This window comes from Mesorhizobium sp. Arg314, assembly GCF_053714275.1.
In genome coordinates this window covers 173,708-185,856 of the sequence record NZ_JBSKBP010000014.1, presented here as the reverse complement: position 1 = coordinate 185,856, position 12,149 = coordinate 173,708, and the positions used below count along the sequence as shown (strand labels likewise).

The following is a 12,149-nucleotide window of genomic DNA, read 5'->3' as shown; positions in this document are numbered from 1 at the left end:
GCGTCACACCGACAGAGTGCTCACACTATTTCCAAAACTCAGGCTATGACCAACACTAATCTCATCCCGCTCTAGAGGCGCATACCCAGGAAAAGGAATAGCCACGCGGCTACTCGTGCATGGCCGTCTGGATCAGCCGGCCATCGCCTTTTCGGGCGCAGCTGACGCCGATGCCTGGGTCGAATGCGACACCAGCGCCGTCATGATCTCGGCGGCGGCGAGCGCCGCGATCACCGGCGGGCGCTTGTCCTTCACGGCATTGCCGCCGATCGGCGAGACGAGCCGGGCGAACTGCGCATCGCTGCCCTCGGCGGATTTCAGGAACCAGTTCCTGAAGGTTGCCTTCTTGGTCTTGGAGCCGATCATGCCGACATAGGCCGTGTCGTCGCGCTTCAGCGCTTCGGCGACGATCAGGAAATCCAGCGCATGGTCGTGGGTGAGGACGGCGAAGGCCGATCCCGCCGGCGCCTCGCGCACCACGGCTTCGGGCATCGGCGTCAGCTGCGTCTCGACTGTGTCCGGCATGCCTTCCAATGCTTCGGATCGGGTTTCGACGACGACGACGTGGATCGGCAGGAGCGCCAGCGAAGCAGCCAGCGCCTGGCCGACATGGCCGCCGCCGAAGAGATAGACATGCGGCAGATGCGCTTCCTCAGATTCAGCGCTGGCGATCAGTTCCTGTTCGATTGACTGGTCGACGAGGCGGATCAGCACCTCGACGCGGCCGCCGCAGCACTGGCCGATCTCCGGCCCGAGCGGGACGTCGAGGGTGGCGCAGATCTCATCGACCTCGATGCGGGTTCCCCTCCCCCTTGAGGGGAGGGTGGCGGCGGAGCCGCCGGGTGGGGTCGCCGGTGCGGCGCTCGACGCCCTTGTGGCGCCTTCTGAGAAGCCCCCCTCTGGCCGCTTTGCCGCCATCTCCCCCTCAAGGGGGGAGAGGAGCTGCCGCGCCTTGTCGATCGCCATATATTCGAGCTGGCCGCCGCCGATGGTGCCGAAAATGGCCGATGCCGAGACAAGCATGAAGGCGCCGGCCTCGCGCGGCGTCGAGCCTTTCGTGGCCGCGACCTCGACGAGCGCGGCGCTGCCGGCCTTGCCAAGAAACACTTTCAGCTCTTGCACTTTCGAGTTCATCGTCTGCATTTCCGACTGCTCGGCGCATGACCCTTTCCGAAATCGATGCCGATTTCAGGCTCATGCGCTGGGAAATATAGCGTTTTGCGCCCCGATTTGCACGTTTAGCCGGATTCAGGCCGGCTTCGCGGCTTCCCGCTTCAGCCGCTCGATCGCCATCAGCACCCGTTCCGGCGTGGCCGGCGCATCGAGGCGCGGGCAGATCTTGTGGTCGGCCACACTGGCCACCGCGTCCGACAGCGCATGCAGCACCGACATGCCATGCGGCAGCGGCGGCTCGCCGACCGCCTTGGAGCGGTGGATGGTCGGTTCGTAGGCAGACGACCAGTCGGTCAGCTTGACATTGAATATTTTCGGCCGGTCGGAGGCGAGCGGGATCTTGTAGGTCGATGGCGCATGCGTGCGCAGCCGGCCGCTGTCGTCCCACCACAATTCCTCCGTCGTCAGCCAGCCCATGCCCTGGATGAAGCCGCCCTCGATCTGGCCGAGGTCGATCGCCCGGTTCAGCGAGCGGCCGGCATCGTGCAGGATGTCGGTGCGCTCGACGACATATTCGCCGGTCAGCGTATCGACCGAGACTTCCGCGCAGGCCGCGCCATAGGCGTAATAATAGAAAGCATGGCCGCGGCCCTTGCTGCGGTCCCAATGGATCTTGGGCGTCTTGTAGAAGCCGGCCGCCGAGAGCTGGACGCGGGCGATGTAAGCCTGCTTGACCAGATCGTCGAACGCCAGTTCCTGGTTGCCGACGCGCACCCGGTTGGGCAGGAAGACGACCTGGTCGAGCGGCACCTGGTATTTGTCGGCGGCGAAGTCGGTCAACCGCTTGCGGATCTGGCGCGCGGCATCCTGCGCCGCCATGCCGTTGAGGTCGGCGCCTGAGGAGGCGGCCGTCGGCGAGGTGTTCGGCACCTTGGCGGTGGTGGTCGCGGTAATCTTGACCCGGTCGAGATCGATCTGGAACTCCTCGGCGACGACCTGCGCGACCTTGAGGTGCAGGCCCTGGCCCATCTCGGTGCCGCCGTGGTTCATATGCACCGAGCCATCGGCGTAGACATGCACCAATGCGCCGGCCTGGTTGGCCTCCGTCTTGGTGAAGGAGATGCCGAACTTGACCGGCGTCATCGCCAACCCGCGCTTGATGAAGCGGCTGTTGGCGTTGAAGGCGCTGATCTCGCGGCGCCGCCGCGCATAGTTCGAGCTTTCCTCCAGCTCCGCCACGATGCGCTGAATGATGCAGTCCTCGACCCTCTGGTGATAGGGCGTGGTGCAGCGCTCGCCGATGGCCTCCATCGGGTCGTAAAAATTCAGCTTGCGGATTTCGAGCGAGTCCTTGCCGACGGCGAAGGCGACCTCGTCGATGATGCGCTCGGCGCCGACCATGCCTTGCGGACCGCCAAAACCGCGGAAGGCGGTGTTGGAGACGGTGTTGGTGTAGAGCGGCGCCGATTTCGCATGCACCGCCGGATAGAAATAGGCGTTGTCGCAGTGGAAGAGCGCGCGGTCGCCGACCGGGCCCGAAAGATCGGCGGAGAAGCCACAGCGCAGCGCATAGGTGAAGTCGACGCCGAGGATGTTGCCCTCGTCGTCGAAGCCTACTTCGTAATCGATCGCGAAATCATGCCGCTTGCCGGTGGCGGTCATGTCCTCGTCGCGGTCGAGCCTGATTTTCACCGCGCGCTTCAATTTCTTGGCGGCGATCGCGGCGATCGCGGCGCACTGGTTGGCCTGGGTTTCCTTGCCGCCGAAGCCGCCGCCCATGCGGCGCACCTCGACCGTCACGGCATGGCTCGGCACGCCGAGCGCATGCGCCACCAGGTGCTGCGTCTCGCTCGGCCCCTGTGTCGAGCAATAGACGATGACCTCGTCATCCTCGCCGGGGATGGCGAGCGAGACCTGACCCTCGAGATAGAAATGGTCCTGGCCGCCGAGCCACATGCGGTTCTTGATGCGCCGGGGTGCCGCCGCGATCGCCGCCGCAGCGTCGCCGCGTTTCAGGATCAGCGGCGTGGTGACCTGCTTGTCCTTGACCGGGTCGAGATCCCAGATGTCGATGACGGCCGAAAGCTCGTCATACTCGATCCTGGCCAAACGCGCGGCGCGGCGCGCCTCCTCGCGCGTCTCGGCAACCACCGCGAAGATCGGCTGTCCGTAAAACTGCACCTTGCCTTCGGCGAGCACCGGATCGTCATGCATATTGCTCGGCGAAACGTCGTTCTCGCCGGGCACGTCCGCATAGGTCAGCACGTCGACGACGCCGGGCGCCGTGCGCACGGCCGACAGGTCGACGCTTTTCAGGGTGCCGTGCGCGACTTTCGACAGACCAAGGCCGACATGCAACGTGCCGGCGGGCTCCGGCATATCGTCGATATAGACGGCGGTGCCGCTGACATGCTTGTGCGCGGAATCGTGCCGCTGATCGGTAGCGACGCCGCCAACGATTTTTTCCGCCTTGAGATTGGGGGTGGCATGCTTGTTCATTCAGCCTCCTTCCCTTCTCCCCGTTCACGGGGAGAAGGTGGCCCGAAGGGTCGGATGAGGGGCAGCGCCGACATTGACGAGTTTGCGAAAAACGATCGGCGATGGCGCTGCCCCTCATCTGCCTGCCCGTCCTCCGCAGCATCTGCGCTGCAGCTGCGGAGGGTGGACCGGCACCTTCTCCCCGTGAACGGGGAGAAGGGGGCTACTCGCGATCGTCCGGCGCTTTGCCTCGATATGCTGGATTGCGGACGCATCAGGCCGCCTCGTTGCGTGACACCTGGAACGGCGCTTTCGTTCCCGTCGTCTCGACATAAAAGCGCAGCAAGAGGTTCTTTGCCGCCAGCGCCCGGTATTCGGCGGTCGCGCGCATGTCGGTCAGCGGCGTGAAATCCTTGGCATATTCGGCCATCGCGGCCTCCACCGTCGCTTCGTTCCAGACCTTGCCGATCAGCGCATTCTCAACCGCCGTGGCGCGCTTCGGGGTCGCGGCCATGCCGCCATAGGCGATGCGGATATCGGCCACGGTGCCGTCCTTGGCCAAGGTCAGATGGAAGGCGCCGAGCGTCGCGGTGATGTCCTCGTCACGGCGCTTGGTCACCTTGTAGACGGCAAACTTTTCGCCCCTGGCCGGCATGGGCACATGGACTGCTTCGACGAACTCGCCGGGCTGACGATCCTGCTTGCCATAGGCGATGAAGAAGGTTTCGAGCGGGATCGTGCGGCGGTCCTTACCCTTGCGCAGGGTGAGCCGCGCGCCAAGCGCGATCAGCGGTGGCGGCGTGTCGCCGATCGGCGAGCCGTTGGCGATGTTGCCGCCGATCGTGCCCATGTTGCGCACCTGCTCGCCGCCGATGCGGTCGACCAGCAGTCCCAGGGCGGGGATGCGCTTCGACAGCGTCTCGAAGGCTTCGGTGTAGGTGACGCCGGCGCCGATGGTGATAACGCCATCTTTCTCCGACATCGCGCGCAGGCCGTCGAGACCGCCGATGAAGATCGCCGGCGAGATGTCGCGCATGTGCTTGGTGACCCAAAGGCCGACATCGGTCGAGCCGGCTACGATGATGGCGCCCGGCTCCTTCTCGAGCGCGGCGGCGAAATCGTCGACGTCAGCCGGCACGATCAACCGCTTCCTGGCCGATCCGACCTCGACCCTGGCGCCGTCGCGCAGCGCTTCCAGCCGCGCGGTAATGTCCTTGCGTTCCACCGCCAGCGGGTCCTTCGCCGCCTTGCCGTAGCTCGAAATGGCACGAGCGGCGCGCATGATCGCCTCATAACCGGTGCAGCGGCAGAGATTGCCCTGCAGCGCCTTTTCGATCGCCGCATCGGACGGGTTGGGTGTCCTCATCCACAGCGCATAGAGCGACATGATGAAGCCCGGCGTGCAGAAGCCGCATTGCGAGCCGTGGAAATCGACCATCGCCTGCTGCACCGGATGCAGTTTTTCGCCATCGCCGCGCAAATGTTCCACAGTCAAGACGTGCGTGCCGTCGAGCGAGCCCATGAAGCGGATGCAGGCATTGACGCTCTCGTAGACCAGGCCTTCGACGGAGAGCTTGCCGACCAGCACCGTGCAAGCACCGCAATCGCCTTCGGCGCAGCCTTCCTTGGTGCCGCGCAGCGAACGGTTGAGCCGCAGCCAGTCGAGCAAGGTCGCGTCGGGTGCGACGTCTCTCAGAGCCACATCGCCGCCGTTTAGGATGAAGCGTATCTCGTTGCGGGTCTCTGCCATGTCTCAGCTCCCCCGATAGGTCGAGTAGCCATAGGGCGAAATCAAGAGCGGCACATGATAGTGCCGCTCTTCCGCCATGCCGAAGCGGATAGGCACGATATCGAGGAAAGCGGGCTGCGGCAGGCTGTTACCCTGCCCGCGCAGATAATCACCGGCAGCGAAAACCAGCTCATACTCACCGGTGCGGAAATCGGCACCGGCAAGCAGCGGCGCATCGCAGCGGCCGTCATCGTTGGTGGCAACGGTCTTGAGATGCGTGCGGCTCTGGCCCTCGATGCGGAAAAGCCCGATCGACAGGCCCTTTGCCGGCCGGCCGGTCGCCGTGTCGAGCACATGGGTCGTCAGGCGCCCGCCATCGGCTTTCGACGTTTCTGCCACTGGCCGCCTCCCATCTCGGTACAGTTCAACGTTTTCAAGTCAATTGTGCGCCAATTAAAGGCGATGCATAAGCCCGGGTCGAGCGGAGTGCGGCAAAAAGCACTTTCAAAAATTTTCGGGGGAATGCAGCAGCACTCCTTTCGATATCTTCAACGCAACAATCGGGCAGGAGCGGCAATGCGTTACGACAGGGACATGCGCGGTTACGGGGCCAATCCGCCGGACCCGAAATGGCCCGGCGGGGCGTATGTCGCGGTGCAGTTCGTCGTCAACTATGAAGAAGGCGGCGAGAATTGCGTGCTGCATGGCGACAAGGCTTCTGAAGCCTTCCTTTCTGAGATCGTCGGGGCGGCTCCCTGGGTCGGCCAGCGCCACTGGAACATGGAATCGATCTATGAATACGGCGCCCGCGCCGGCTTCTGGCGGCTCCACCGGCTGTTCACCGAAGCGCAGGTGCCGGTAACCTGCTATGGCGTCGCGACCGCTCTCGCCCGTTCGCCCGACCAGGTCGCGGCGATGCAGGAAGCCGGCTGGGAGATCGCCTCGCACGGGCTGAAATGGATCGACTATCGCGACCATGCGGCCGAGGACGAGCGGCGCGATCTCGAAGATACGATCCGGCTGCATTACGAGGTGACCGGTGCCCGGCCGACCGGCTGGTACACCGGCCGCACCTCGGTCAACACGGTGCGGCTCGTCGCCGAGGAAGGCGGCTTCGACTACGTGTCCGACACCTATGACGACGAACTGCCCTACTGGTTCGACCGCGACGGGCTGGAGAAGCCGCAGCTCATCATCCCTTACACGCTCGATGCCAACGACATGCGTTTTGCGACGCCGCAGGGCTTCAACTCCGGCGACCAGTTCTTCGCCTATCTGAAGGATAGCTTCGACACGCTCTATGCCGAGGGCAAGGCGGGTAGGCCGCGCATGATGAATATCGGCCTGCATTGCCGGCTGGTCGGCCGTCCGGGCCGCGTCGCGGCGCTGAAACGCTTCGTCGACTATGTGAAATCGCATGACAAAGTGTGGCTGACGCGGCGCATCGACATCGCCAGGCACTGGCGCGAAACGCATCCTTACGAGGCTCCGGCGCTGCGCCCGTCGCGGATGACGTTCGAGGAGTTCGTGCATGCCTTCGGCGGCGTGTTCGAACATTCGCCGTGGATCGCCGAGCGCGCCTACGAATTGGAGCTTGGACCGGCGCATGACAGCGCGGGCGGCCTGCACAACGCGCTCTGCCGCATCTTTCGCGCAGCAACTGAAGCCGAGCGGCTTTCCGTGCTGAACGCCCACCCGGACCTTGCCGGCAAGCTGGCCAACGCCAAGCGCCTGACGCCGGAATCGGCCAAGGAACAAGCCTCCGTCGGGCTCGACGCGCTAACCGACAAGGAGCGCGAATTGTTCTCCAAGCTCAACGCCGCCTACGTCACCACCTTCGGCTTCCCCTTCATCATCGCCGTCAAGGGCAAGACCAAGGACGAAATCCTGGCGGAGTTCGAGGCGCGGATCGGCAACAGCCGCGGCACCGAGTTCGAAACCGCCTGCCATCAGGTCGAACGCATCGCGCTGCTTCGACTGAAAGACATGCTGCCGCAATAACGCCAGGGATCCCCATGGATATGATCAAGACGTCCGAGCGAACCTATTATGCGCCGCATGGCGGCCATTCCGGCCAGAACGAGCTTTTGACCGGCCGCGCCGTCTTCACCGAGGCTTATGCGGTCATCCCCAAGGGGGTGATGCAGGACATCGTCACAAGTCCGCTGCCGTTCTGGGACGAGACGAGGGCCTGGATCATCGCAAGGCCGCTCTCGGGCTTCGCCGAGACGTTTTCGCAATACATCGTCGAGGTTCTGCCTGGCGGCGGCAGCGACCGGCCGGAACTCGACGCGGGCGCCGAGGGCGTGCTGTTTGTCGTCGAGGGCGAGCTCACCGTATCGCTTGCCGGTAAAAAACATGTGCTTGCCCCCGGTGGCTTCGCCTTCCTGCCGCCGGCGAGCGGCTGGACGGTGCGCAACGAAAGCGGCGTCGCCGTCCGCTTCCACTGGATCCGCAAGGCCTATGAGGCCGTCGACGGTATCGACGTGCCGGAGGCCTTCTTCTCGAGCGACCGGCAGGTGGCGCCGAGCCCGATGCCCGGCACCGAAGGCCGCTGGGCCACGACGCGCTTCGTCGACCCGGCCGACATGCGCCACGACATGCACGTCACCATCGTCACGCTCGAACCGGGCGCGGTCATCCCCTTCGCCGAAACCCACGTCATGGAGCACGGGCTCTATGTGCTCGAAGGCAAGGCGGTGTACCGCCTCAACCAGGACTGGGTCGAGGTCGAGGCGGGCGATTTCATGTGGCTGCGCTCTTTCTGCCCGCAGGCCTGCTATGCCGGCGGCCCAGGCAACTTCCGCTACCTGCTCTACAAGGACGTCAACCGTCACGCCAAGCTTGGCGGCGCGCATGGGGGTCTGGCGCGGTGACCCGCATCGTCGCCCAGCCGCTGAGCCGCGAAACCTTCGCGCCCTTCGGCGACGTCATCGATATGGGCGGCGACAACCGCTACCCGATCAATGGCGGCAAGGCGATGCGCTATCACGACCTCGCCACCGCCGAGGCGATGGGACCGAATGCGCGGGTGCTGATTTCCATGGTGCGCGGAACGCCTTACGAAATGCCGCTGAAGCTCACCATGGTCGAGCGCCATCCGCTCGGCAGCCAGGCATTCATCCCGCTGTCGCCGCGCCCGTTTCTGGTGGTCGTCTGCCATGACGCCAAGGACGGCCCGGGCGAGCCACACGCCTTCATCGCCGCGCCCGGACAAGGCATCAACTACCGCCGTAACCTCTGGCACGGCGTGCTGACGCCGATCGGCGAGGAACAGGATTTCCTCATCGTCGACCGCGGCGGCGAGGGCTCCAATCTCGAAGAGTTTCATTTCTCGCATCCGTACGAGATCCACCTTCCCTGAAAGCTGCCGATTCATATGACCGACGTTTCGCTGATCGACCGCCTGCTCGACGTGATCGAGCATGACATCGTGCCCAAGACCGCCGAAGGCGTTGCCCATGGCAACAAGCTGTTCGGGGCCGCCATTCTCAGGAAGGGTGACCGCTCGCTGGTGCTGGCCGAAACCAACAACGAGATGGAAAATCCGCTCTGGCATGGCGAGGTGCACTGCCTGAAGCGTTTTTACGAAATGCCCAAGGCCGAGCGCGTCGATACCAAGGATGCGCTGTTCGTCGCCACGCACGAACCCTGCTCGCTCTGCCTGTCGGCCATCACCTGGACCGGCTTCGACAATTTCTACTATCTCTTCAGCCACGAGGATTCGCGCGACAGTTTTGCTATCCCGCATGACCTGAAGATTTTGAAAGAGGTCTTCACCCTCGACCCCGGCGGCTACAATGCCGAGAACGCCTATTGGAAAAGCTTCTCAATCCGCCGGCTGGTGCGCGCTTTGCCCGAGGCGGAACGCAGGCGGCTGGAGGCGCGCATCGGCAGGATCTCGGCGCGCTACGACGAACTGTCAGATGCCTATCAGGCCAGCAAGGCCGAGAACGACATTCCGCTGAACTGAGCCCAGTTCAACTGCTGCTTGAATTGCCACCTTTATGGTGGCATACTAGGCTATGGAGAAACTCAGGCCCACGTACGATCTTGACGCGATCAAGACGACGTTTGGGTCTGTTGATACGCTAGCAATTACGGCGTCTGCGCTGCGAGACGCAGTCGGCCTCGGCTTTGATCGCGCCGGTATTGTCGAAGTGATCGGCGGCATGACGCGGAAGATGTTCGTGAAGTCGATGACGACCTTCGCTGATCACCGCGTCTGGCAGGACGTCTATCACGTGCCGGCGCGTGGCTTGCTTCTCTATGTGAAATTTCAGGCGGATGTCGTGACCGAATTTACGGTCATGGCATTCAAGGAGAAATGACCATGGCAAGAGAAACCAGTGAAACCATGATCTCTCCCGAAACCGGGGAGACGCTGACGCGCAGCGTGCGTCCGTTCACCGTGACCTACAAGGGCGAGAGCATTACGGTCGACCTGCCCGGCTACTATCCGGCATCGGATGGCGAAAGCGTGCATGTCGGGGACGACATGATTGCCGTCGATGCGGCGCTCCGGCTCCTCAAGGAGAAGATCGACGGTGTTCCCGCTCCAGCGACAATTCGGCGTATGCGCACGAAGCTGAAGCTATCACAGCGCGAGGCCGGCTCTCTCTTCAAGGTCGGCGAGAATGCCTTCGACAAATATGAGCGAGGCCTGATCGAGCCAAGCGGCCCGACTATCCAGCTGATGACATTGCTCGAAAAACATCCCGAATTGCTTGACGAATTGCGCTAACAGCCCAGGTCGCATTTTTTGATGCTCCAGTCGCGAATGGCGATTGAAAGTCGCCACGCTGCGTAGCGTTATGCACGGCCATGAAAACCGTCGCCGAATTTCCCCGCAAAGTCGTCGAATTTCCAGATATGGGCATCGTCATGCCGGATGCCTGCCGGTTGTCGGCGCGCATCTGGATGCCCGAGGACGCGACCGACAATCCGGTGCCGGCGATCCTCGAGCACCTGCCTTACCGCAAGCGCGACGGCACCATCTTCCGCGACCAGCTCACCCATCCCTATTTCGCCGGGCACGGCTACGCGTCGATCCGTGTCGACATGCGCGGCAATGGCGATTCCGAAGGGCTGATGGACGACGAATATTCCGAGCAGGAATTGCAGGACGCCTGCGACGTCGTCGCCTGGGCGGCAGCGCAGCCCTGGTGCAACGGCAATGTCGGCATGATGGGCATTTCCTGGGGTGGCTTCAACTGCCTTCAGGTTGCGGCGAAACAGCCGCCGGCGCTGAAGGCGGTGATCAGCCTCTGCTCGACCGTCGACCGCTATGCCGACGACATCCACTACAAGGGCGGCTGCCTGCTTTTGGAGAATTTCGGCTGGGCCTCGACGATGCTGTCCTACTCGTCGCGGCCGCCGGATCCGGCGATTGCCGGCGGCAACCGCTGGCGCGATCTGTGGCTCAGCCGGCTCGAAAACCAGCCTTTCCTGTTGCCGCTCTGGCTCAGCCACCAGCATCGCGACGCCTATTGGAAACGCGGCTCGATCTGCGAGGATTTTTCGGCGGTCAAAGCGGCCGTGCTGTCGATCGGCGGCTGGCACGACGGCTACCGCAACACGATCTCCAACCTCGTCACCAGCATCCAGTCGCCGGTCAAAGGCATCGTCGGCCCCTGGATCCACAAATACCCGCATTACGCCGGGCCTAAGCCGGCCATCGGCTTCCTGCAGGAAGCGTTGCGCTGGTGGGACCGCTGGCTGAAGGACACAGAAACGGGCGTCGAGGCCGACCCGGACTACCGCGCCTATGTCATGGACAGCGTGCGGCCGGCGCGCTGGCATCCTGAGCGGCCGGGTCGCTGGGTGGCGGAACAAGAATGGCCATCGTCCAACATCGAGATCGAGGCGATCGAGCTCATTTCCGCGGGCGCAAGGCCTTCCATCGTCGCTTCGCCGCAGACCTGCGGACTTGCCGGCGGCGAATATTTTCCCTTCACCTTCGGGCCGGAACTGCCGGGCGACCAGCGCCCCGACGACTCGCTCTCCGTTTGCTTCGACCGACCGGAACTTGGCGAGGCTATCGACATTGTCGGAGCGCCGCAACTTGAGGTCCGGGTCGCCGCCGATCGGCCTCAGGCCAACATTGCGGTGCGCCTCTGCGACGTGCATCCCGACGGCGCCTCGGAACTGATCTCCTATGGCGTGCTCAATCTGACCCACCGCAATTCGCATGAATTCCCGCAAGCGCTCGTCCCTGGACAGACAGTTTCGGCACGCGTCGTGCTCGACCAGTGCGCCTACCGGGTGCCTGCCGGCCACAAATTGCGCATCGCCGTTTCGACCGCCTACTGGCCGATGATATGGCCCTCGCCGGAGCCGGTGCGGCTTGATCTCGCAAAGGCGACGCTGAAGCTGCCGCTGCGCCCGCTGGCGAGAGGGGATGAGGTTTCGTTCCCCGAGCCGGAAGGCGCGACTGCATGGGCTACCGAGGAAATCAGGCCGACCAACTCGGAACGCCACATCGATCGCGATGAGAAGACCGGCCTGGTCACGCTTTCCATAACCGACGATTTCGGCGAAGTGCGCGATCTCGACCACGGGCTGGTCAATGGCAGCATCGTGCGCGAGACATGGGCGATCCATCCCGACGACCCGCTGTCGGCCACCGGAGCCACGCATTGGACGCAGACATCGTCGCGCAACGAATGGTCGGTGCGGACCGAGACCTTTGCCTGGATGCGATCGGACGCAGGGAACTTCATCGTCAGCGCCAGAATCGAAGCCTATGAGGGCGAAAAACTGGTCTTCGAACGGGACTTCGAGCAGACGATTCCCCGCTCTCTGGTTTGAGTCGGGCGAGATTGGTCCA

At 63.7% G+C, this 12,149-nt stretch carries 11 protein-coding genes; 7 read left to right on the top strand and 4 right to left on the bottom strand.

Going from position 1 to position 12,149, the window contains the following annotated elements:
* Positions 1-132 precede the first annotated feature (132 nt).
* The 4 genes from xdhC to uraH form a co-directional block, all read right to left on the bottom strand.
* Positions 133-1,134, bottom strand: a complete 1,002-nt coding sequence (gene xdhC / locus ACWGS9_RS17575) for a xanthine dehydrogenase accessory protein XdhC (RefSeq protein WP_454506441.1) — start codon at positions 1,132-1,134, stop codon at positions 133-135.
* Between the two features lie 114 nt (positions 1,135-1,248).
* Complete coding sequence (xdhB, locus tag ACWGS9_RS17570) at positions 1,249-3,612, bottom strand: xanthine dehydrogenase molybdopterin binding subunit (protein ID WP_454506440.1); 2,364 nt, start codon at positions 3,610-3,612, stop codon at positions 1,249-1,251.
* 253 nt (positions 3,613-3,865) lie between these two features.
* Positions 3,866-5,341, bottom strand: coding sequence for a xanthine dehydrogenase small subunit (xdhA, locus tag ACWGS9_RS17565; RefSeq protein ID WP_454506439.1), 1,476 nt, complete (start codon positions 5,339-5,341; stop codon positions 3,866-3,868).
* Between the two features lie 3 nt (positions 5,342-5,344).
* Complete coding sequence (uraH, locus tag ACWGS9_RS17560; RefSeq protein WP_320212969.1) at positions 5,345-5,719, bottom strand: hydroxyisourate hydrolase; 375 nt, start codon at positions 5,717-5,719, stop codon at positions 5,345-5,347.
* A gap of 177 nt (positions 5,720-5,896) precedes the next feature.
* Here uraH and puuE point away from each other — a divergent pair, with 177 nt between their 5' ends.
* From puuE to ACWGS9_RS17525, 7 genes are all read left to right on the top strand, one after another.
* Positions 5,897-7,321, top strand: a complete 1,425-nt coding sequence (puuE, locus tag ACWGS9_RS17555) for an allantoinase PuuE (protein WP_454506438.1) — start codon at positions 5,897-5,899, stop codon at positions 7,319-7,321.
* A 14-nt stretch (positions 7,322-7,335) separates the two neighbouring features.
* Entirely contained in the window at positions 7,336-8,196 is an 861-nt protein-coding gene (locus ACWGS9_RS17550; protein ID WP_454506437.1) for a bifunctional allantoicase/(S)-ureidoglycine aminohydrolase, read from the top strand.
* Positions 8,193-8,684: an ureidoglycolate lyase gene (locus ACWGS9_RS17545; protein WP_454506436.1), complete on the top strand. Its 492-nt coding sequence runs from the start codon at positions 8,193-8,195 to the stop codon at positions 8,682-8,684. The genes ACWGS9_RS17550 and ACWGS9_RS17545 overlap by 4 nt, the downstream gene beginning before the upstream one ends.
* Before the next feature lie 15 nt (positions 8,685-8,699).
* Complete coding sequence (locus ACWGS9_RS17540; RefSeq protein ID WP_454506435.1) at positions 8,700-9,293, top strand: nucleoside deaminase; 594 nt, start codon at positions 8,700-8,702, stop codon at positions 9,291-9,293.
* A 52-nt stretch (positions 9,294-9,345) separates the two neighbouring features.
* Complete coding sequence (locus ACWGS9_RS17535) at positions 9,346-9,651, top strand: type II toxin-antitoxin system MqsR family toxin (RefSeq protein ID WP_454506434.1); 306 nt, start codon at positions 9,346-9,348, stop codon at positions 9,649-9,651.
* A gap of 2 nt (positions 9,652-9,653) precedes the next feature.
* Positions 9,654-10,064 carry a type II toxin-antitoxin system MqsA family antitoxin gene (locus ACWGS9_RS17530; protein WP_454506433.1) on the top strand — a complete coding sequence of 137 codons (411 nt, stop codon included), beginning with the start codon at positions 9,654-9,656 and terminating at the stop codon, positions 10,062-10,064.
* 80 nt (positions 10,065-10,144) lie between these two features.
* Positions 10,145-12,130, top strand: coding sequence for a CocE/NonD family hydrolase (locus tag ACWGS9_RS17525; RefSeq protein WP_454506432.1), 1,986 nt, complete (start codon positions 10,145-10,147; stop codon positions 12,128-12,130).
* Positions 12,131-12,149: the final 19 nt, after the last annotated feature.

What these genes read in the sequence shown, in the direction of transcription:
- ACWGS9_RS17530 (WP_454506433.1), top strand. Translation starts at nt 9,654, where the DNA reads ATGGCAAGAGAAACCAGTGAAACCATGATCTCTCCCGAAACCGGGGAG.
- ACWGS9_RS17535 (WP_454506434.1), top strand. Translation starts at nt 9,346, where the DNA reads ATGGAGAAACTCAGGCCCACGTACGATCTTGACGCGATCAAGACGACG.
- ACWGS9_RS17540 (WP_454506435.1), top strand. Translation starts at nt 8,700, where the DNA reads ATGACCGACGTTTCGCTGATCGACCGCCTGCTCGACGTGATCGAGCAT.
- xdhC (WP_454506441.1), bottom strand. Translation starts at nt 1,134, where the DNA reads ATGAACTCGAAAGTGCAAGAGCTGAAAGTGTTTCTTGGCAAGGCCGGC.
- ACWGS9_RS17525 (WP_454506432.1), top strand. Translation starts at nt 10,145, where the DNA reads ATGAAAACCGTCGCCGAATTTCCCCGCAAAGTCGTCGAATTTCCAGAT.
- puuE (WP_454506438.1), top strand. Translation starts at nt 5,897, where the DNA reads ATGCGTTACGACAGGGACATGCGCGGTTACGGGGCCAATCCGCCGGAC.
- xdhA (WP_454506439.1), bottom strand. Translation starts at nt 5,341, where the DNA reads ATGGCAGAGACCCGCAACGAGATACGCTTCATCCTAAACGGCGGCGAT.
- ACWGS9_RS17550 (WP_454506437.1), top strand. Translation starts at nt 7,336, where the DNA reads ATGGATATGATCAAGACGTCCGAGCGAACCTATTATGCGCCGCATGGC.
- xdhB (WP_454506440.1), bottom strand. Translation starts at nt 3,612, where the DNA reads ATGAACAAGCATGCCACCCCCAATCTCAAGGCGGAAAAAATCGTTGGC.